The organism is Halorarius halobius (genome assembly GCF_024298865.1).
GTDB lineage: Archaea > Halobacteriota > Halobacteria > Halobacteriales > Haloarculaceae > Halorarius > Halorarius halobius.
Genome location: NZ_CP101161.1, coordinates 938862 through 956787 on the forward strand (window position 1 = coordinate 938862; position 17926 = coordinate 956787).

Consider the following 17926-nt stretch of genomic DNA (forward strand, 5'->3'; position numbering starts at 1 on the left):
CTAAGAACTCAAAAGGCGTTCGGTTCGGCGTCTCACCGCCGGACGTCCACCGGGTCGCGTGCGGTCAGGAACGCCTCCCCCTCGCTGGCGAACGCGAGCGTGCCGTCCTCGTCACGGTAGACGGTCCAGTCGGGGAGCGCGGGGATGTCGTAGTCCGCGGGGTCGCGGTAGTTCGCGGCGACGGTCCAGGTTCGGGCACGCATCGCACCCGCAGAATCGGTCGTCTCGTCGGCCGCGGCCGGTCGCGTCGGTGCGGTCGTGGAGTCGGTGTCGTCCGTCATTGCGTCAGCGGTCGGTCGGTTCGTCCAGATACGCCCGAATCGCCGCGTCGTCCACGGCCTCCAGAATCGCCGCGTCGTCGAGATGCTCGGCGACCCGGCGGTGTCCGCGCCGTCGAAGGCGCTCGACATCGTCGTCGGACCGGGCGGTTCCGAACGCGCGGTCGATGTACCGCTCCCGGAGTTCGGCGAACCGCTCGTCGCTCAGGTCGTGGTCGCCGGCCTCGTTCGCGAACCACTCCCGCCACCGGTCCCGGTCGGCCCACTCGCCGGTGAACTCGCTGTCGGGGCGGAGCCAGTCGTAGTGTGCCGCGACCCCCTCGGGAAACCCCTCGGCGCGCCGGTGGTCTTCGACGAGACAGCGCGCGACGTGGGCGCCGTGGCCGGCCGCGACTATCGCCTGGTCGTTCCGGTCGCCCGACGGCGCGGCGGCGTACAGCCCCTCGACCGGCGTTCGGCCGTCGGCGTCGGGGTAGTCGGGGTCGAACCGCTCCTCGCGCTCGCCGTGGTGGACGTGTTCGTGGAACGCCGCCTCGCCGGTCGTCGGCCGGAGATACGAGCCGTCGTACCACGCCGCGGCGACGACGTAGTCGGCCGTCGTCGTCCGGTCGGTCGTCTCGACGCGAAACCGGCCGTCGACCCGGTCGATCCGCTCGACGGTCTCCTCGATGCGGTCACAGCCGACCTCGTCGAGGTGGTCACGGAGGAGTGCCTGCAGGGTCTCGGGGTCGATGCCCGCCGGAAAGCCGGGGTAGTTCTCGAGGAACGCCGCCCGGGGGAGTGCACCCGCGCCCCGGTCGAACAGGACCGTATCGAGGCCGTAGCGGGCGAGGAACACGCCGGCGGTCGTCCCCGCGGGGCCGCCCCCGACGACGACGGCGTCGCGGTCGGTCACGGCTCCCGGCCCATCGTCCGCAGTTGTCGTTCGACCACCTCGTCGTCGAGCAGGGCGTCCGGCCCCACGAGGTCCACGACGGGCGCGTTCTCGACGCGGAGCCACTCGTCGCGGCCGCCGCCCGCGAGCGTGACCGTCCGGCGGGCCCGCGGCAGGCCGTTGGCGCGTCGGTCGGTCGTCGTCTCGGTGACGCTGGCGAAGCCGACGCCGTCGTCGGTCGGCTCACACACGGCGAGGTCATAGCGTTCGAGCCCGGGGTCGAGTTCGCGTAGCGCCTCGCGGTAGGTCTCGGCGGCCCGGCGGGCCTGCTCCGCGGCGTCGAACGTGTCGAACCGCGCGTCCGACACCGGCGGCGGCGAGATGCCGCTCTCGCGGCAGGCGACCGCGAACGCGCCGCCGTCGGCCGACAGCGCCTCGACGCGGGCGCGGGCCCGCAATAGCGTCGATTCGTAGGTGGTGTCCTCGGGCGCGGCGCTCATCTCACAGCTCCCCGTTGACGATGGCGCCGACGCGGTCGTGATCGAACAGTTCGTCGTCGAAGTCGTGGAGCTGTCGGGCGGTCCGTTCGGTCAACACCATGTACGTGATGGGACCCTGATACAGCCCGCCGGCCCGGTACACGTCGCCGTTCCGGACAGCGGTGAGCTGTGAGCCGACGTCGTGGTCCTCGAGGAACGCGACGACGGCGTCCTCGAACTCGGTACGGCTCTTCGCCTCGTAACCGCGGAGCATCAGCACCTCCGGGTCGATGTCGAGGAGCGTCTCGAGGTCGACGGAGCCCCGACTGCCGTGGAAGTCCTTGATGTCGGTCTCCGCGAGCGCGTCGCGGACGTTCAGTCCGCGCAGGTGTTTGAAGCCGGTGCCGTCACCGACGAGGTACGGGTAGTACGTCTCGGGTTCGTCGCTCACGCCCCACAGCACCGCGACCTTCCGCCGGTCGCTACCCGTCGGCGCGACGGGCGCGAGGTTGCTCCGGAACGCGGCGTGGACCTCGGTGAACGCCTCGTAGCGGTCGGTGCGCTGGAACACCCGCGCGAACTTCTCGAACGCCTCGTACAGCGAGTAGTAGCGGTAGTCGTCGTGCCATGGGTAGTGCTGTGCGTAGATGCAGTTGCCGAAAAGCGGCGCGACGTTCTCCTCTACCTCCGCGACGTCCGACTCCGACCACCCCTTGAACCGGTTCATCAGGAAGTTCGGGTCCATCACGTGGACGTCGGCGTCGAGTTCGTAGAACAACTCCTTGTTGACCCCGTCCTGGTACAGCGACACCATCTCCGAGGTGTCGACCGAGACGCCCGGTATCTCGTCGTAGTAGTCCGTGTGGTAACGGCCCGTCAGCCAGACGCCCTTCGGCGGTTCGAGCCCGAGCGCGACCCCCATGTCGGCCCAGCTTCCGTTGTTGGCGACCCACGTCTCCGGGGGCGACTCGAACGTCACCTCCCCGACGGGGGCCATCTCGACCGAGTACGACGGGTCGGCCGTCGCCGTGTCGGTCGTCGTGTCGGTGCCGTCGCCGGGCGCGTCACCGGTGCAACCGGCCAACAGCGTCCCGGTCCCGAGCGCCCCCGCCCGCACGAGGTCGCGGCGCGTGAACCCAGCCATCAATTTTTAGGCCGGCCTAAAAATACTTAGTCGCTCCGGTTTCCCGTGCGAGCGGTCGTGAACCCGCTGGGGAGGGTGGCTATCCAGTCGTCAGCCCGTGATGATGCCCGCGAGTTCCTCGCGGTCGAACAGGTCGCCCGAGAACTGCTCGGGGAAGTACAGCGTGGCGTACCGCTCGGTGAGAAACAGGTTCTGGACCGGTCCCTCGTAGATGGGGCCGCCGCGGAACACGTTCCCCGCCTCGACGGCGCGCAGTTGCGAGGCGGTGTCGTGGTTCTCCATGAACGCGACGACGGTGTCCTGGAACTCCTCGCGGCTCTTGCTCTCGTGGCCGCGCACGAGGATGGAGTCGGGGTCGACCTCCAGCATCGTCTCGTAATCTATCTTCCCGCGGTTGCTCTCGGAGAGCCCCTCGACGCCGCTGCCCGCGAGCGCGTCCGTGATGCCGAGGTCGTGGAACTGCTTCTTGTTGGTCCCCTTCCCGGAGATGCGGTACGGCGAGAACGCCTCCGGTTCGTCGTCCGCGGCGAAACACAGCAGGCCGTTCGGCCGCTCGGTCGCCGGCGGCAGGTCCGTCTGCACGTCCGCGATGACGGCGTCGTGGAACTCGCGGAACGCCTCGAACCGCTCGCGCTCCTGGTACGCCTCCGCGACCTTCTCGAACGCCTCGTACATCGAGTAGTAGCGGTAGTCGTGCCAGGTGTCGGTGCGCCGGAAGATGGTGTTGCCGAGGAACGGTGCGACCGCCTCGGATAGCTGCTCGACGTCGGACTCCTCCAGCCCGAAGAAGGCGTTGTTGGTCAGCCACTTCGGGTCTATCATGTGGAGGTCGCTGTCCAACTCGAGGAACACCTCCTTGTCGATGCCGCTGTCGCCGACGAGTTCGGTCATCGACGACGTGTCGACGCTCACGCCGTCGAGTTCCGCGTACGCGTCGGTGTGGTACCGGCTCGGCAACCCGACCGAGTTGATGCTGTCACCGTGACCCAGCGCCACCGCCATGTCCGCGTACCCGGGGAAGTAGTGGGCGACCGACTCCGGCACCGACTCGAGGGTGACCTCGCCGACGGGCGCCATCTCCACCGAGTACGACTGGTCGGCCGTCGACGTCGGCGTCCCGCCGCCGTCGGTCGGCGTCGGCGTGTCGGAGTCCCCGGTACAGCCAGCCAGCATCGCGGCCCCCGCCGCGGTGCCCGCGATGAACGTGCGTCGTCGCATACTCCCGCCGATGGTTTTGGTCGACCTAAATCCGTCGATGTTTCGGCGAGCCTAAACCCCGAGGTTCACATGTTGCCGCCGGGGTTTACCGACCCCCGTGGCCTCCGTGTGGGTATGGCCGACATGAGCGTCGAGGAGGCTCTCGAGAAGTACGGGCCGAGCGAGATAACGCGCGAGGACATCGTGGAGATGGACGACCCCGGGTTCGCCCCCGAGAACGTCGCGCTCGTGACGGGGGCGGCGTCGGGTATCGGCCGCGCGACGGCGCTGTGTCTCGCGGGCAACGGACTCACCGTCGCCGGCGTCGACGTGGACGGCGACGGTCTCGAATCGGTGGCGGACCGGGCCGCGGAACTCGACCTGCCGGGACGAATCGAACCGGTGCCCGGCGACCTGACCGACGACGCCGACGTGGAACGGGTGGTCGAGGAGGCGGCCGACCTCGGCCAACTGCGCTACCTCGCCAACGTCGCCGGCCTCCAGCATATCTCGTCCATCGACGAGTTCCCGATGGAGCAGTACGACCGGATGCACGCCGTCATGCAACGGGCGCCGCTCCTGTTGACCAAACGCTGCTGGCCCCACTTCGAGGACGGCGGCCGCGGCCACGTCGGCAACATGTGCTCGGTGCACGGCCACGTCGTCACCCACGACAAGGTGGCGTACAACACCGTGAAGTTCGGCCTCCGGGGGCTCACCCAGTCCATCGCCGCGGAGGGCGACGGCGACGTCCGCGCGTTCTCCGTCTCGACGGGCTACGTGAAGACGGAACTCGTCGCCAAACAGCTCCCCGACTCGGCCGACTCGCGGGGGCTGACGGTCGACGAGACGGTCGAGCAGGTGATGCTCGGCCACACCCGCGTGAAGGAGATGATGGAGCCGTACGAGGTGGGGAACCTGTTCGTGATGGGGTTCTCGGAACACTCGAAACACCTCGACGGCGGCGACCTGACGTACGAGGGCGGGATGAGCCTCACCTACGAGTAGCCGGCACGAGGACGGTCCAGCGAGCGTTTCACCCACCGGACCAGTTATCTCTCCCGTGGGCGACGCGTCGGTATGCTCTCCAGCGAGCGCGTGCTCGTCGGCCGCCCGGCCGCGTGGAACCGCCCCGCAGTGTGGCTCTGTCTCGCCGTCGCCTGCTTTCTGGGCACGTTCGCCGCCTACGCCGTCGGCGTGTTCCACATCGCGGGCGGCGTCATCTTCATCCCGGGAGAGGCGGCGCTGGTCGGCCTCGTCGCCGCGACGCTCGTGGGACTCGCCCGCGGCGGCGCGGTCCCCGGGTGGCTCCTCGCCGCGGCGTCGCTGTACGGCTACCGCGCCGACCACGCCTTCCTGGGGCTCTCCGGGCGGACGCTCGCCGAGCAGACGGCCTACTTCCTCGGGGTCGAGGGGCTGGTGGTGCTCGCAGTGCAGGGGGTCGTCATCGGCACCCTCGCCGTCGCCGTCGGCGCACTCGCGCGGGCGGGGATGGACGCCGTCTCCGAGGCGGCCACCGCGTAGTCACAGCCAGTCGACGAACGACCCCTCGATGAGCGTCTCGCGCTGGTTGGCGATGTACTCGGCCTGCATCCCCCAGATGGCCTCGGCGAACGGCTCGCCGCGGCCGTAGCGGCGCCGCACCTGCGCACGCTTCCACGAGGCCGGCGTCACCCGTCGGTCCGCACGCTCGCGGAGCGGCCGGATGTACTGGGTCGCCTCCTCCGAGGAGAGGCCGCGGGCTTCGAGGCCGTCGCGGGCGTACTCGAACAGCTCCGCGTACAGCACGTCGGTGTCGGTCGTCTCCTCGCCGTCCGCGGTTATCCACGTCAACTCGGCGTCGAGTCCGTCGCGCATCGCCGCGTAGAAGTTCTCGTTCGCGTCGTCCCAGTCCAGTTGGTAGACGGGGTGGTCGAGCCGCGGAAGCGACTCCATCAGCCCCGCGAACACCGCGAGGAAGGCGATGCTGTCCTCGACGGTCGGCTGGGCCGCCAGCGGCCGGAACTCGATGCGGGCGTTGGCGTCCGTCCGGGTCGGGCCGTCGAACACCGGACGCACCCACCGCCAGTACGTGCCGTGTTTGTGCCGGAAGTGGGCGAACCGGTCGTCGAACCGGCCGGCGTCGTCCTGCAGTTCGGGGACGACCGTCTCGTCGGCGGCGATGCGGTCGACCGCCTCGTCGACGCTCTCGAAGTCCTTGGGGAAGGTGACCTTCTCCGTGTCGTCGGGGTTGAGAACGGACTCGAACACGACGACGCGGTTCTCGTCGTACCCCTCGCCGAGGACGACCTCCGGGTCCTCGGTGTAGAGGTCCGGCGGGAAGAAGGGCGAGTTGACCCCGAGCGCGAGAAGCGGCCCCGCGACCCGGAGCGCGTACCGGAAGTACGTCGGCATGTCCGACGCCTGCGCCACCTGGTAGTGGGGCTGGATGGAGGTGATGAGACTCTCGGGCATCACCGTCTCCGCCTCCAGTTCGACGTGCGGGGCGTCGAGCGTCATCTCCGCGCGGAAATCCGTGTTCGCCATCGCGTGATAGCGGACGGCGTCGCTCATGTTCGTCGCCAGCCGCACTCCCTCCTCCTCGATGCTGTCCGCGAGATACGAGGTCGCCGTCTCCCCGATGGGTGGCTGGGTCCACATCGCGTCACTGACCAGATACAGCCCCTCGGCGGTGGCGACGTGCTCGGCGGCGTCCAGCCGCGCCTGCACCTCCGCCTTCTGGGCACGGAGCCCGTACTGCGACAGCGGCTGAGGGGAGGTCTGCATCTCGGCGTTGTGAAGGCCCAGTTCCTTCTCGAAGCCGATGTACTCCAGCAGGCGCCGGGGCACCCGCGAGAGCGCGTTCGTCTCGTCGTCGACGGCGTAGAACTCGTACTCGAGCCCGACGATTGCCTGCGGGTTGTCGAACGTCCCTTCCGCGATTTCGGCTTTCAGCGCCTCCACCTCGCGGTCGACCCGCGACGCGAACTCCTCGGCGTCGACGTCCAGCGCATCCCGCACACGCGCCACGAGTTCCGAACCGGACATACCCCGACGTGGAGGCCCATCGGATTAGAACCCTGCGGCTACCCGGCGGCGACGCCCCGGAGCCGCCACCGGCGACCGAGACGACCCACAGCCCGGAATCGGGCCGCAGAACTGCGGGAGCGGCCGGTTCGGCCGCCGCGACCGTCGTGTGGTTTTTTCACCGACGAATTTGTTCCTTCCCGCGCATGAAACCTGCAAAAGAACTCGCAATCGACGTGCTCGGCGTGGTGCTCATCGGAATGGGCATCTTCGCGTTCTTCGATATCACCTACTTCAATCTCACCAGTTTCATCGGCTACGACCCGCTCGTGGGACGAGGGCTCGCCGTCGCGATATTCCTCGTCGGCGCGGCGCTGGCGCTGAGCGAGCCAATCATGGCGCGACTGCGCGACGACGACACCGAGCGGACGGAGACCTCCGAGCGCATCGGCGACGCCCGCGAGGACGCCGACGACGAGTCGGTCGTCGTCTCGCGGAGCCTCGTCGACGGCACGACCGAGATATCGGTCGATAACCCGCAGGACGGCGAACTCGAGGACGTGCAGTTCGTCGTGCGTTCGCCCGCTGGCGCCGACGTAAGCCTCGACGAGACCGAACCCGGCGAGGCGGCCGACACCTACGTGCTCGCGGACCCCGTCGTGGCCGGCGAGACCACCTCGGTCCCGGTCGAGGTCGATGTCGACGACTCCGTCGACGTCACCGACGACGACATCGAGATAGTCGTGCTCAACGACGACACCGAGGTCGCCACCGAGCGGGTCCCCATCGCTGACGTAGTGTAGCGCCCGGCGTCACTCGACCGCGATGGCCTCGACGTCGGCCGCCTCGAGGTCGACTTCGGCCGACACACCCCGGCGCAGGCGACGCGCCACGACGGCCGCGCCGACGCCCGCGAGCACGAGCAGGCCGAGCGGCACCCGAGCGCCGCGTGCCGTCTCCTCCTCGGCCGGTTCGGCCGACTCCTCGCTCGGCCCGCCGAAACGGGCGTCGTCCAGGTGCAACTCGAAGAACGTGACGTTGTCGAATGCCATGCCCCCTGTACGACGGACGAGAGCTTATAGCCGTACTGACGTGTGCTGACAGCGCGCCGGGAGTGCCGACTGCGAGGCCGGACGAACGCCCACGGGGACGACGCGACGACGGCCCCCCTACGCGAACGTCGCCCGGAGGTCGCCGACGACGGCGTCGACCGCCTCGTGGGCACGTTCGAGGTCGGCCGGCGGGGCCAGCATCGAGAAGAACCCGTGGATGACGTCGTCGTAGTTGCGGTGGTCGACGGGGACGTCCGCCTCCCGAAGCGCGTCGGCGTAGGCGGCCCCCTCGTCGCGCAGGGGGTCGAACCCCGCGGTCACCACCGTCGCGGGCGGCAGGTCGGCGTGGCTACTCGCGGCCATCGGGAACGCGTACGGGTTCGCCCGGTGGATGTCGCTCCCGAAGTAGCAGTCGGAGAACCACAGCATGTCCTCCGCGACGAGGAAGTACCCCTCCTTGTTCTCGTCCCACGACTCGTACTGCCGGGTGTCGTCGACGGCCGGGTAGACGAGCACCTGCCGGTCGATAGCCGGCCCGTCGTCGCGGTCCCGTGCAAGCAGGGAGACGGCCGCCGCGAGGTTGCCGCCCGCGCTGTCGCCCATCACTGCCACCTGCCCGTCGCCGTCGAACTCTCCGGGGTTCGCGGCGACGTAGTCGGTGGCGGCGTACGCGTCCTCGATAGCCGCGGGGAACGGCTCCTCCGGGGCGCGGCGGTAGTCGACGGCGACGACGTTCACCTCCGCGCCGGCACAGACGTGCCGACACACCACGTCGTGGCTGTCGAGGTCGCCGATGACGAACCCGCCGCCGTGGAAGTAGACGACCGTCGGGAACGGCGCCTCGCTCGCGCCGGCCGGGCGGTAGTGCCGAACGGGAACGTCGTCGCGCGTCTCGCCCACGTCGGGGTCGTAGCCGGGGACCGTCCGGTCGTGGACGCGGTCGACCGACGGCTCCTCGACGTCGGCGTTGAACTGCTCGTAGATGTCGCGGGCTCCACGGGGGCCGTACTGGTTCAGCGGGAGCGCATCGAGCGCGGCTAGCTGTTCGAGGACCGCCTGCACCTCCGGATGTGGCTCGTCGGCTCGCATACCCGCTCGTCGCTTGCGACTGACATAAACGCGGGGCTCGCGGCATCGCGGCCCCCAATCACTTCCGGACCGCGCGAGTAGTCCGGACCGGCACTCACGGGGCCGAGCCCCGGCTATCAACCATGACCGAGACTGACGAGACGGACGACACGACGGAGAACGGCGAACCGACGGACGACACGACGGAGACGACCGCCGACGAGAGCGAGAAGCGCGAGGAGACGCTCCGCGAGCGCATCGAGGAAGTGTCGGACGTGACGGTCGACGACGACCGGCTCGTGACGGTGGCCGTCCCCCCCGACGGGGAGGCGTTCGAGGCGGTCCGCGAGGAGGTGGCCGAGGACCGCGCGAACGCCGACCACCACGACGAGGCGGCCTCGAAGCCGTACCAGGAGGCGATGGGGCGGGTCCACGACCTGCTCCAGTCACAGGAAGAACTGCCCGCCAACGGGCTGGTGGTGTACGCCGGCGTCGTCGACGGCGAGGCAGTCACGTACACGTTCGACGACATGCCCCGGCCGGTCGACGAACGGGTCTACACCGTCGCCAACACCTTCGACACGGGGCCGCTGGAGCCGACGGCCGGCGCCACCGACGAGACGTACGGCCTGCTGGTCGTCGAGCGCGGGGGCGCGGCGCTAGGCCGCTACGACGGCACCGTCACCCTCCTCGAGCAACTGGACAGCGACGTGCGCGGGAAGACCCGCAAGGGCGGCCAGTCGGAGGAGCGGTTCGAGCGCCGCCGCGAGGAGCAGAAGGAGGAGTTCTTCGAGGAGGTGGCGACGGCCGCCGAGCGCGCCTTCATCGGGTCGGAGGGCTCCGACCCCGGGCGGCCGGCCGGCGGCACCGACGACACCGAGTGGGACGACGAGGAGTCGGCGCCCGACCCGGGCGTCGACGCCCTGCTGGTCGGCGGTACGGACGTCACCGTCGAGCAGTTCGCCGACGGCGACCACCTCGACCACCGCCTCGACGAGAAGATACTCGACACCTACGCCGTCGAGTACGCCTCCGAACAGGGTCTGCGCGAACTCGTCGAGGCCGCCAGCGAGCGCCTGGAGGCACGCGGCGACGCGACCGACGCGCTGTCGGCGTTCCTGCGGGCGGTCGGCGACGACGAGGAGCCGACCGCGTACGGCCGCGACGGCGTCGACGAGGCGCTCACCTACGAGGCCGTCGAGACGCTCGTCGTCTCGGAGGCGCTCGACCCCGCCGCAATCGGCGAGTTCGAGGAGCGGGCCGCCGAGCAGGGCGGCGACTCCGTCGTCGTCCCCGCCGACACCGAGGACGGGAGCCGTTTCGAGGAGGCGTTCGACGGCGTCGGCGCACACCTCCGGTTCCCGGTGGAGTGACGCCGCGCGGCGACCTCTCGAATCTCTTACCAATCTACGTTTCACCGAGAGTATACGTTCGTCGCCGCCCAACCTGACGGCATGTCGACACCGGACGACCCGGAGCTACAGCGTGGACTGGAGGACGTGCTCGTCGCGGAGACGCGGCTGAGCGACATCGACGGCGAGGCCGGCGACCTGACGATCGGCGGCTTCCCCGTCGCGGAACTGGCGGCCGACGCCACCGTCGAGGAGAGCGTCTTCCTGCTGTGGAACGACCGCCTGCCGACCGCGGGGGAACTCGATTCGTTCCGCGCCGACCTCGCGGGCCGGCGCGCCGTCGACGAGGCGGTCCACGCGGTACTCGAACGTGCCGCCGACGCCGACCGGGGAGCGATGGACGCGCTCCGGATGGGGGCGGCGACGGCCGACCTCGCGGGCGACGCCGACGCCGAGACCGCCGCCCGACGTCTCGTCGCCTGCTTCCCGACGGTCGTCGCGGCCTACTGGCGCTACCGGCAGGGCGAGGACCCGGTCGCACCCCGCGAGGACCTCGGCCACGCGGCGAACTACCTCTACATGCTGACCGGCGAGGAGCCCGACGACGCCGCGGTCCGCGGGCTGGAGACGTACCTGAACACCGTGATCGACCACGGGCTGAACGCCTCCACGTTCGCGGCCCGCGTCGTCGCCTCCACCGAGTCGGACGTGGTGTCGGCGGTGACGGCGGCCGTCGGCGCGCTGAAGGGGCCGCTCCACGGCGGTGCGCCCGGCCCCGTGCTCGAGATGCTCCAGGACGTCCACGAGCACGGCGACCCCGAGGGGTACGTCCGCGAGACGCTCGAGGCGGGCGACCGGCTGATGGGCTTCGGCCATCGCGTCTACCGGGTGCGCGACCCCCGTGCGGCGGTGCTGTCGGCCGCTGCCGAGCGGTTCTACGAGGCGGGCGGCGACGGCGACTTCTTCGAGACGGTCACCGAGTTCGAGGACGTGGCCGTCGACGTCCTCGCGGAGCACAAGCCCGACCGGCGGCTCGACACGAACGTCGAGTTCTACACCGCCGCCCTGTTGCACGGCATCGGCGTCCCCCGCGAACTGTTCACCGCGACGTTCGGCGTCGCCCGGGTCGGCGGCTGGACCGCCCACTGTCTCGAGCAGTTCGCGGACAACCGCCTCGTCCGGCCGCGGGCCCGCTACGTCGGCGCCCACGACCGGACGTGGACGCCCGTCGACGAACGGTGATTAGACGTCGACGTCGTCGGTGGGGAACGCCCCCTCGTCGGCCTCGGGGTCGTACCGCTCGATAGCTGTCAACAGCAGGTCCATCGTCGCGTCGATGCTCCACCGCGCCGTGTTGACCGAGAGGTCGTAGAAGGAGGTGTCGGTGACGTCGATGCCGTAGTAGCTCTCGTAGCGGCCCGCCTCCGACACCTCGCGGACCCGCATCTCCGCGCCCATCTCCGGGCGGTCGGCGGTGCGTGCGACGCGGGTCTCCTCGGGCGCGTCGAGCCAGATTCGAAGGTCCGCGCGGTTGCCGGCCAGCCAGCCGGCCAGCCGCGACTCGAGGACGAACGCCTTGTTGGCGGTGCCCCACCGCTCGGCGATGGTGCGGAGCCGCTGGTCGAGCGCGCGGTCTATCTCGTCGGAGGCGTCGGCTTTCGCGATGAGTTCCGTCAGCGACATCCCCCGCTCCTCGGCGAGTTCGCGGAATATCTCGCCGCCGCTGACGTAGCCGCAGTCCAGCGCCGACGCCAGTCGCTCGGAGACGGTCGTCGCACCGCATCCGGGCGGCCCCGAGACGGTGATGAAGAGGTTGCTGTCCACGCGTCGGTCGCCGGCCGGCGTCTCTCGGTCCGGGTCCGTCCCAGCCATCGTCGGCGACTCGCCCGTCCGGGGCATATAGCCACCGGACGCGGCCGCTCGCCCGCAGGAACGGTCAACTGCACCCCGCCGGAACGTACGGCCGATGGCCGACGACGACCGGGACGAGCCCATCGAGTACGTCCCGCCCGAGTGAGCCACCACCCCCTGCGTGGCGACCAAGAGCTATCACCCGCCACCCCGAACGGGGAGGCATGTCGACGTTCCAGGTCACCGACGGGGTCTACGGCATCGACATCGGCATGTTCGACGCGGGCGTCGCGTCCGTCTACCTGTTCGACGACGAGGAGCCGACGCTCGTGGACGCGGGCACCGCCGCGAGCGCCGAGACCATCATGGACGGGTTGGCCGACTGCGGCGTCGAACCGGCGGCGCTGGAGCATCTCGTGTTGTCGCATATCCACGTCGACCACAGCGGTGCCGCGAGCGCACTCGTCGACGCGGCACCGAACCTCGACGTCTACATCCACGAGTCGACGGCCCCCCACCTGGTCGACCCGGAGGGCCTCATCGAGAGCAGTAGACGGGCGATGGGCGACCACTTCGCGTCGATGGGCGAGCAGGGAGCGGTCCCCGAGGCGAACGTCGTCGGGGTAGGCGACGACGGGACGACGGTCGACATCGGGGCGAACAGCCTCGAACTGCTCTACGCGCCGGGTCACTCGCCCGACCACTTCGCGGTCTGGAACCCCGAGCGGGAGCTTCTGTTCGCCGCCGAGTGTCTCGGCATCTATCTCGCACGCGCCGACCGGTGGCTCCCGCCGGCGACGCTCCCGAACTTCGACGTCGAGATGATAGCCGACGCAATCGACCGACTCCGCGCCCTCGACCCCGAACGAATCGTGTTCCCGCATTTCGGCGAGTGGCCGGGGGAGCCGGCCGCGGCGTTCGAGCGGGCCGAGCGCGAACTCCACCGGTTCGACGACCGGATTCTCGAACTCCACGACGCGTCTGAGTCGCGTGCCGAGACGAAACGCGCCGTCGCCGCGGAACTCGTCGACGCCGCACCGCCGTACAGCGAGCGCGTGGAGTCGTTCTACGCGAGCCTCATCACCGACGGCTTCCTCAAACACCACGGCATCGAGTGACCGCGGCGGCTACCGCGCCAGCCAGTCGAGGACGGCCGCCTCGTTCTCGACGACCGCGCCGACGTGGCCCTGGTCCGCGTAGAAGTGGCCGTCGGCGGTCGGCACGGCGTCGAGCAGATACCGCCCCATCGCCGCCGGGACGATGCGGTCGGCCCGCCCGTACCAGAGGCCGACCGGAACGTCGATGCCGCCGAGGTCGACACCCCAGTCGCCCGCGTACAACTGGAGGTCACGGACGAACGCCGCCGGCCCGTGGGGTTCGACGGCCGCGGGGACCGACGCCACCAGCAGTTCGCCGACCGGCCCCCGCCACAGCGACTCGTCCGCGGGCGCGGCGGCGGCGACGCGCCGCTCGATGGTCCGCTCGGGCGCGTACCGCGCTGACAGCGCCTCGCCCCGCAGGAACGCGCCGACCAGCCGGGGAGCGTACCGTGCGCCGCCGAACAGGAGCCGGTCCGTACGGCCGACGGCCGCCATCGGGCCGACGCCACAGCAGACGGCAACGCGCGGGAACCGGTCGGGCGCGACGGCACCCGCCGCCAGCGCGTACGGCCCGCCCCCTGAGATGCCGACGACGGGCGCCGCGTCGACGCCCAGCGCGTCGAACAGCGCCGTCACGTCGGTCGGCCAGTCGATCAGCGTCCGGTCCGGGTCGGGGTCGGACGCGCCCACGCCCGGACGTTCGGGGGCGACGAGGCGAACCCCTCGTTCGCGGGCCGTCGCCGCGAGCACGGCGGCGCCGAGGCGCCCGCTCGGCACGCCGTGGAACGCGACCACCGGGTCGCCGTCGGGGTCGCCCACCTCGGCGTACCCCAGTCGGCGGCCGTCCGGTAGGCCAATCGTCAGCGGGGTCTCGTACAGGTCGCGGGCGACCGCAAGCAGGTCGTCGGACGGGTCGTCGAGGAACGGGGGCGGCCCCCCGAAGGCGAGACGTCGGACGCTACCGACAGGCTGTATCATCCGTGCAGATACGACCGCTGGCGAGGTAACGGTTTCCGGTGCTAGGGCGACCGGCCGGTGCGCCGGGTTCACTCGCCGGTCGTCGGGGTGGCATCGTCCGCGAACCGCCGCAGGTACCAGAACGGGGGTTCGACCCGGGTGGCGTCGAGGCGGTCGAACGTCACCTCGAACCGAACCGGGGTGGCGTCGTCGCCCGCGGGGACGTATCTCGCGGTGAGTTCCCGGACGACGCCCCGCTCGTCGACGAGCGCGACGACCGAGTAGTTCCGAACGCCGTCGAGCGCGGGGACCGACGGCGGGCCCGTTCCGACGACGCGATACGCCGTCTCATCATCGCGCGTCACCGCCCCGGAAACCCGCGTCGTCGGCGTCGAGAGATACCGGGCGACGACCTCGCGGCGCAGTGTCGTCGGTCCCGGGACGCCGAACTCGACCGACTCCCCGGGGTCGAGTCGACGGTACCGGTCGGCGGCCGGCTCGGCGGCGTAGCGAGCCTCGCCGTCGTCGTAGACCGCCAGCACCGTCGTCTGGCCGCCGTCGTCCTCGACGGTGACGACGGTGAGCGAGCGGTCGGCCGTGACCGCGACGTCGACGTCGCGCTGGACGCGCGTGCCGTCCGTCCGGGTGTAGTACCGGTCGACCCACGCCGTGAACGACCCGGCAGCCAGCCCCCGCTCGTGAGCGGCCGCGAGCGCCGTCAGGTTCGCCACGCCGTCGGCCGCCAGCCCCGGAACCGCCGCCGCGCGCGTCGCCGGGGTGGTCGTCGCGCTCGGTACCGCCGCCGGCGTGTCGACGCCCCCCGACAGGGCGCCCGTCTCCCCAGTCGGCGCCGCGGGCGGAGCGCCGCCCCACGAGAGAACCCCGACGAGCGCGGCGACGGCGACGATCAGGACCGCGATGCGGGCGCCCCTGCGTCCGACGACCGGCCGCGCCAGCCGCCACGCTCCGAAGCCGGCGAGGCGGTCCCGCACGCCCCGCGAGGGAGCGAGCGCCTCCGGTGGCCCACCGAGATACCGCGTGCAGAGCGCTCCGGTCGTCGGTCCGTCGACGGCGTACAGCAACATTTCGGCGAGGTCCGTCGCGTCGACGACGCGGCCGCCGGGGGGCGCCGGGTCGCGGCCGCCGAGCGACACGACCACGTCGGGCGGCCGCTCGTCGGCGCCGCGGCCCACCCGAACGACGACGGCGGACCCGTCGGTGGCTGCGACGACCCGAGCACCGTCCCGCGTCGTCTCGTAGCCGCGAGCGGCCCAGAGGTCCGCGACCAGCGCGGCGATGGTCCCGGCGTCGAGGCGCCGCAGGCGGGCCGCCACCGCAGCCGTCCGGTTCGACCCTGTCACATAGTATCGTACGGCAGACAGCCGAATACGTCCTTCCCCCGCGGCAGTCGGGGCCGAGTACCGGCGCACCCGCTCGCCGCCCCGTGCGAACCTTTAACACATCTCAGTTTGTGATTGGCCGATAAGATCAACAGAACACGAACATACGGACGCCAGAACCAGTTTTTGGTGGAGACATATCCATATCTTCGACCCACAGACGGTCGGGCGGGTGGTCGCGGTGAGTTTCCTGCTGTCGTATCAGGACCGCTGGCACCGAGAGGCTGGCCGTTCGGCCGCCGAGGGCGCCCGGGCGGTCAGGGAGCAGGCCGACACCGTCGGGGCGTACGGCGACCTGTGCACGGACTGTTTCGCCGACGGCGAACTCGACGGCTGACCGGCAGGGCTCGCAACGCGCTCACCGTGTCCGGTCGGGAACGATTTCCCGTGACCTCCTGTCGAGCTATCAACTGGTTCGCAGGCCCAGCAGTATCCGTCCGTAGCAGAGCCAACAGCAGTCGCGGGGGCGACGGTAGTAGCATCCGCTCGTTTCGTCCGGATAGTGGTGCTTCGACACGCTGATACCCTCCGTCGCGTGTCGATACCGGGGGAACGGAACGTCGTTATACGGTCACTACCACGCCGCCGTAGCGCCGCTGTCTGGCGGATGGGTTCGGTGAGAAGTTTGAGTAGTCCCACCAGGATTCGAACCTGGGTCGAAGCCCCCAGAAGGCTTCAGGATTGGCCGCTACCCCATGGGACTGCGCAGTCGTAGTTCCACGGTCAGCGTTAATGAGTGTTGCGAAGTTTCGGCTCCCGACCGGCCTCGCGTCCCGTCCTTCCGGGCCCGTGTCGGGGCGGGGTGGCGACCGAACACGGCAGACCTAACACGGCGTGTCGTCAACCGTCGACCGAACTTCTCGGGCCGGTCGGCGGCCCACCTCTCGCATGACCCGAACCCGCTCCGTCGTTCTCGCCGTCGTCGTCAGCACCTTCTTCGTCGGCTTCGGCGGGGGCGTGGTGTTCCCCGTCCTTCCGAACCTCGGGGCGGTGCTGGGCATCTCGCCGTTCGTCGTGGGCGTCATCCTGAGCGCGAACCGGTTCACGCGCATCGTGGCGAACGCGCCGGCGGGGTCGCTCGTCGACCGCGTCGGCACCCGCAAACCGCTCGTCGTGGGGCTGTTCGTGGAGGCGCTGGCGACGCTGGGCTACGTGGTCGCGCTGGAGGCGGCGTGGCCGTCGGCGTGGTTCCTCGCCGCGCGGGTGGTGTGGGGTCTCGGGAGCGCCGTCGTGTTCGCGACCGCCTACACCATCGCCGCCGACGTCAGCGACGGCAACTCCCGGGGAACGAGCATGGGCGTCATCCGCGGCGGCATCACGCTCGGGTTCCCCGTGGGGCTGGTCATCGGTGGCGTCGTGAGCGACCTCTACAGCGTCTCGGTGGCGTTCAGCGTCGCCGCCGGGTTCGCACTGCTGGCCAGCGTCGTGGCGTACGCCACCGTCCCCGAGACGCACGTCTCCGAGACTCGGTCGACGGTCCGGCCGTGGGAACTCGACACGTCGCTGTCGACGCTGTCCGTCGGGTTCGTCAACTTCGGGCTCTACTTCGCTATCTCGGCGCGCTGTTCTCGACGCTGGTGCTGTTCCTCGAGGAGACGGACATCGGCGTCCTCGGCTACGGTCCACAGGGGATGTCCGGCCTGCTGATGGCGCTGACCGTCGCGGCGGCCGCGGGGTTCATGCTCGCGGGCGGGAAGGCGAGCGACCTGTACGGTCGACGGCTCCCGGTGCTGTTCGCGTTCCTCTGTGTCTCGTTCGCGGGGTTCGCCGCGCTGGCGCTGGCCGACTCGCTTCCGGTGCTCGTCGTCGCCTGTGCGTTCATCGGCGCCGGCCAGGGCGGCACGAGCGGCCCGCTGATGGCACTGCTGGCGGACCTGACGCCCGGCGAGCGGATGGGCCGGGCGATGGGGACGAACAACGTGCTCGGTGACCTCGGCGGCGGCCTCGGCCCGGTGGTGACGCTCCCGCTGATCGACGCCGTCGGCTTCACCCCCATCTACGCGGCGTGTGCGGTGGTGCCGCTCGTCGCCGGCGGCGTGCTACTCGCGGGCATCTACGCCCGCACCGGGACCGTCTGGACGGAGCCGGACGCGCCGCCGGGCGACTGACCAGTCGCCGAACGTGCCCACATCGCCACCTACAAGACCGAGAAGTATGCACGACCACGT

General features: G+C 70.5%; 18 protein-coding genes, 1 tRNA gene and 1 pseudogene. 8 read left to right on the plus strand and 12 right to left on the minus strand.

Annotation, left to right across the window (positions count from 1 at the left end; genetic code table 11):
• Positions 1-32: 32 nt before the first annotated feature.
• From NL112_RS05045 to NL112_RS05065, 5 genes are all read right to left on the minus strand, one after another.
• Positions 33-281 carry a hypothetical protein gene (locus NL112_RS05045; protein ID WP_255151540.1) on the minus strand — a complete coding sequence of 83 codons (249 nt, stop codon included), beginning with the start codon at positions 279-281 and terminating at the stop codon, positions 33-35.
• A gap of 4 nt (positions 282-285) precedes the next feature.
• Positions 286-1173 carry an FAD-dependent oxidoreductase gene (locus tag NL112_RS05050; protein ID WP_255151541.1) on the minus strand — a complete coding sequence of 296 codons (888 nt, stop codon included), beginning with the start codon at positions 1171-1173 and terminating at the stop codon, positions 286-288.
• Positions 1170-1652: a DUF7552 domain-containing protein gene (locus NL112_RS05055; RefSeq protein ID WP_255151542.1), complete on the minus strand. Its 483-nt coding sequence runs from the start codon at positions 1650-1652 to the stop codon at positions 1170-1172. The genes NL112_RS05050 and NL112_RS05055 overlap by 4 nt, the downstream gene beginning before the upstream one ends.
• A gap of 1 nt (position 1653) precedes the next feature.
• On the minus strand, positions 1654-2775 hold the full coding sequence (locus NL112_RS05060; protein ID WP_255151543.1) for an ABC transporter substrate-binding protein: 1122 nt from the start codon (positions 2773-2775) through the stop codon (positions 1654-1656).
• A gap of 90 nt (positions 2776-2865) precedes the next feature.
• Positions 2866-3993, minus strand: coding sequence for an ABC transporter substrate-binding protein (locus NL112_RS05065; protein ID WP_255151544.1), 1128 nt, complete (start codon positions 3991-3993; stop codon positions 2866-2868).
• Positions 3994-4116: 123 nt separating this feature from the next.
• Here NL112_RS05065 and NL112_RS05070 point away from each other — a divergent pair, with 123 nt between their 5' ends.
• Positions 4117-4980, plus strand: coding sequence for an SDR family NAD(P)-dependent oxidoreductase (locus NL112_RS05070; RefSeq protein WP_255152575.1), 864 nt, complete (start codon positions 4117-4119; stop codon positions 4978-4980).
• Between the two features lie 72 nt (positions 4981-5052).
• Positions 5053-5496, plus strand: a complete 444-nt coding sequence (locus NL112_RS05075; protein WP_255151545.1) for a hypothetical protein — start codon at positions 5053-5055, stop codon at positions 5494-5496.
• On the opposite strand, the gene NL112_RS05080 is transcribed toward NL112_RS05075, so the two are convergent.
• On the minus strand, positions 5497-6999 hold the full coding sequence (locus tag NL112_RS05080; RefSeq protein WP_255151546.1) for a glutamate-cysteine ligase family protein: 1503 nt from the start codon (positions 6997-6999) through the stop codon (positions 5497-5499).
• Between the two features lie 185 nt (positions 7000-7184).
• Here NL112_RS05080 and NL112_RS05085 point away from each other — a divergent pair, with 185 nt between their 5' ends.
• Positions 7185-7781 (plus strand): hypothetical protein, encoded by a 597-nt coding sequence (locus tag NL112_RS05085; RefSeq protein WP_255151547.1) that lies wholly within the window; start codon positions 7185-7187, stop codon positions 7779-7781.
• Between the two features lie 9 nt (positions 7782-7790).
• Here the strand turns inward: NL112_RS05085 and NL112_RS05090 are convergent, their stop codons facing one another.
• Positions 7791-8030, minus strand: a complete 240-nt coding sequence (locus NL112_RS05090) for a hypothetical protein (protein WP_255151548.1) — start codon at positions 8028-8030, stop codon at positions 7791-7793.
• A gap of 117 nt (positions 8031-8147) precedes the next feature.
• Complete coding sequence (lipP1, locus tag NL112_RS05095) at positions 8148-9119, minus strand: LipP1 family hormone-sensitive lipase (RefSeq protein WP_255151549.1); 972 nt, start codon at positions 9117-9119, stop codon at positions 8148-8150.
• Positions 9120-9241: 122 nt separating this feature from the next.
• On the opposite strand from lipP1, the gene NL112_RS05100 reads away from it, so the two are divergent.
• A complete protein-coding gene (locus NL112_RS05100; RefSeq protein WP_255151550.1) occupies positions 9242-10471 on the plus strand; it encodes a Vms1/Ankzf1 family peptidyl-tRNA hydrolase in 1230 nt (409 codons plus the stop codon).
• An 81-nt stretch (positions 10472-10552) separates the two neighbouring features.
• Positions 10553-11692 carry a citrate synthase/methylcitrate synthase gene (locus tag NL112_RS05105; protein WP_255151551.1) on the plus strand — a complete coding sequence of 380 codons (1140 nt, stop codon included), beginning with the start codon at positions 10553-10555 and terminating at the stop codon, positions 11690-11692.
• On the opposite strand, the gene cmk is transcribed toward NL112_RS05105, so the two are convergent.
• Positions 11693-12322 carry a (d)CMP kinase gene (cmk, locus tag NL112_RS05110; RefSeq protein ID WP_255151552.1) on the minus strand — a complete coding sequence of 210 codons (630 nt, stop codon included), beginning with the start codon at positions 12320-12322 and terminating at the stop codon, positions 11693-11695.
• Between the two features lie 203 nt (positions 12323-12525).
• On the opposite strand from cmk, the gene NL112_RS05115 reads away from it, so the two are divergent.
• Positions 12526-13419 (plus strand): MBL fold metallo-hydrolase, encoded by an 894-nt coding sequence (locus tag NL112_RS05115; protein ID WP_255151553.1) that lies wholly within the window; start codon positions 12526-12528, stop codon positions 13417-13419.
• Positions 13420-13428: 9 nt separating this feature from the next.
• Here the strand turns inward: NL112_RS05115 and NL112_RS05120 are convergent, their stop codons facing one another.
• Together NL112_RS05120 and NL112_RS05125 are read right to left on the minus strand one after the other, a co-directional pair.
• Positions 13429-14379, minus strand: coding sequence for an alpha/beta fold hydrolase (locus NL112_RS05120; RefSeq protein ID WP_255151554.1), 951 nt, complete (start codon positions 14377-14379; stop codon positions 13429-13431).
• A 68-nt stretch (positions 14380-14447) separates the two neighbouring features.
• The gene (locus NL112_RS05125; protein ID WP_255151555.1) at positions 14448-15719 is read right to left on the minus strand and encodes a hypothetical protein; all 1272 of its coding nucleotides are present in this window, start codon (positions 15717-15719) and stop codon (positions 14448-14450) included.
• Between the two features lie 211 nt (positions 15720-15930).
• Here NL112_RS05125 and NL112_RS05130 point away from each other — a divergent pair, with 211 nt between their 5' ends.
• Entirely contained in the window at positions 15931-16095 is a 165-nt protein-coding gene (locus NL112_RS05130) for a hypothetical protein (protein WP_255151556.1), read from the plus strand.
• A gap of 293 nt (positions 16096-16388) precedes the next feature.
• Here NL112_RS05130 and NL112_RS05135 read toward each other — a convergent pair.
• Positions 16389-16461 (minus strand) — tRNA-Gln (locus NL112_RS05135).
• A gap of 185 nt (positions 16462-16646) precedes the next feature.
• Here NL112_RS05135 and NL112_RS22875 point away from each other — a divergent pair.
• A pseudogene (locus tag NL112_RS22875) lies at positions 16647-17866 on the plus strand (MFS transporter).
• Positions 17867-17926: the final 60 nt, after the last annotated feature.

What these genes read in the sequence shown, in the direction of transcription:
- NL112_RS05045 (WP_255151540.1), bottom strand. Translation starts at nt 281, where the DNA reads ATGACGGACGACACCGACTCCACGACCGCACCGACGCGACCGGCCGCG.
- NL112_RS05055 (WP_255151542.1), bottom strand. Translation starts at nt 1,652, where the DNA reads ATGAGCGCCGCGCCCGAGGACACCACCTACGAATCGACGCTATTGCGG.
- NL112_RS05060 (WP_255151543.1), bottom strand. Translation starts at nt 2,775, where the DNA reads ATGGCTGGGTTCACGCGCCGCGACCTCGTGCGGGCGGGGGCGCTCGGG.
- NL112_RS05065 (WP_255151544.1), bottom strand. Translation starts at nt 3,993, where the DNA reads ATGCGACGACGCACGTTCATCGCGGGCACCGCGGCGGGGGCCGCGATG.
- NL112_RS05070 (WP_255152575.1), top strand. Translation starts at nt 4,117, where the DNA reads ATGAGCGTCGAGGAGGCTCTCGAGAAGTACGGGCCGAGCGAGATAACG.
- NL112_RS05075 (WP_255151545.1), top strand. Translation starts at nt 5,053, where the DNA reads ATGCTCTCCAGCGAGCGCGTGCTCGTCGGCCGCCCGGCCGCGTGGAAC.
- NL112_RS05080 (WP_255151546.1), bottom strand. Translation starts at nt 6,999, where the DNA reads ATGTCCGGTTCGGAACTCGTGGCGCGTGTGCGGGATGCGCTGGACGTC.
- NL112_RS05085 (WP_255151547.1), top strand. Translation starts at nt 7,185, where the DNA reads ATGAAACCTGCAAAAGAACTCGCAATCGACGTGCTCGGCGTGGTGCTC.
- NL112_RS05090 (WP_255151548.1), bottom strand. Translation starts at nt 8,030, where the DNA reads ATGGCATTCGACAACGTCACGTTCTTCGAGTTGCACCTGGACGACGCC.
- lipP1 (WP_255151549.1), bottom strand. Translation starts at nt 9,119, where the DNA reads ATGCGAGCCGACGAGCCACATCCGGAGGTGCAGGCGGTCCTCGAACAG.
- NL112_RS05100 (WP_255151550.1), top strand. Translation starts at nt 9,242, where the DNA reads ATGACCGAGACTGACGAGACGGACGACACGACGGAGAACGGCGAACCG.
- NL112_RS05105 (WP_255151551.1), top strand. Translation starts at nt 10,553, where the DNA reads ATGTCGACACCGGACGACCCGGAGCTACAGCGTGGACTGGAGGACGTG.
- cmk (WP_255151552.1), bottom strand. Translation starts at nt 12,322, where the DNA reads ATGGCTGGGACGGACCCGGACCGAGAGACGCCGGCCGGCGACCGACGC.
- NL112_RS05115 (WP_255151553.1), top strand. Translation starts at nt 12,526, where the DNA reads ATGTCGACGTTCCAGGTCACCGACGGGGTCTACGGCATCGACATCGGC.
- NL112_RS05120 (WP_255151554.1), bottom strand. Translation starts at nt 14,379, where the DNA reads ATGATACAGCCTGTCGGTAGCGTCCGACGTCTCGCCTTCGGGGGGCCG.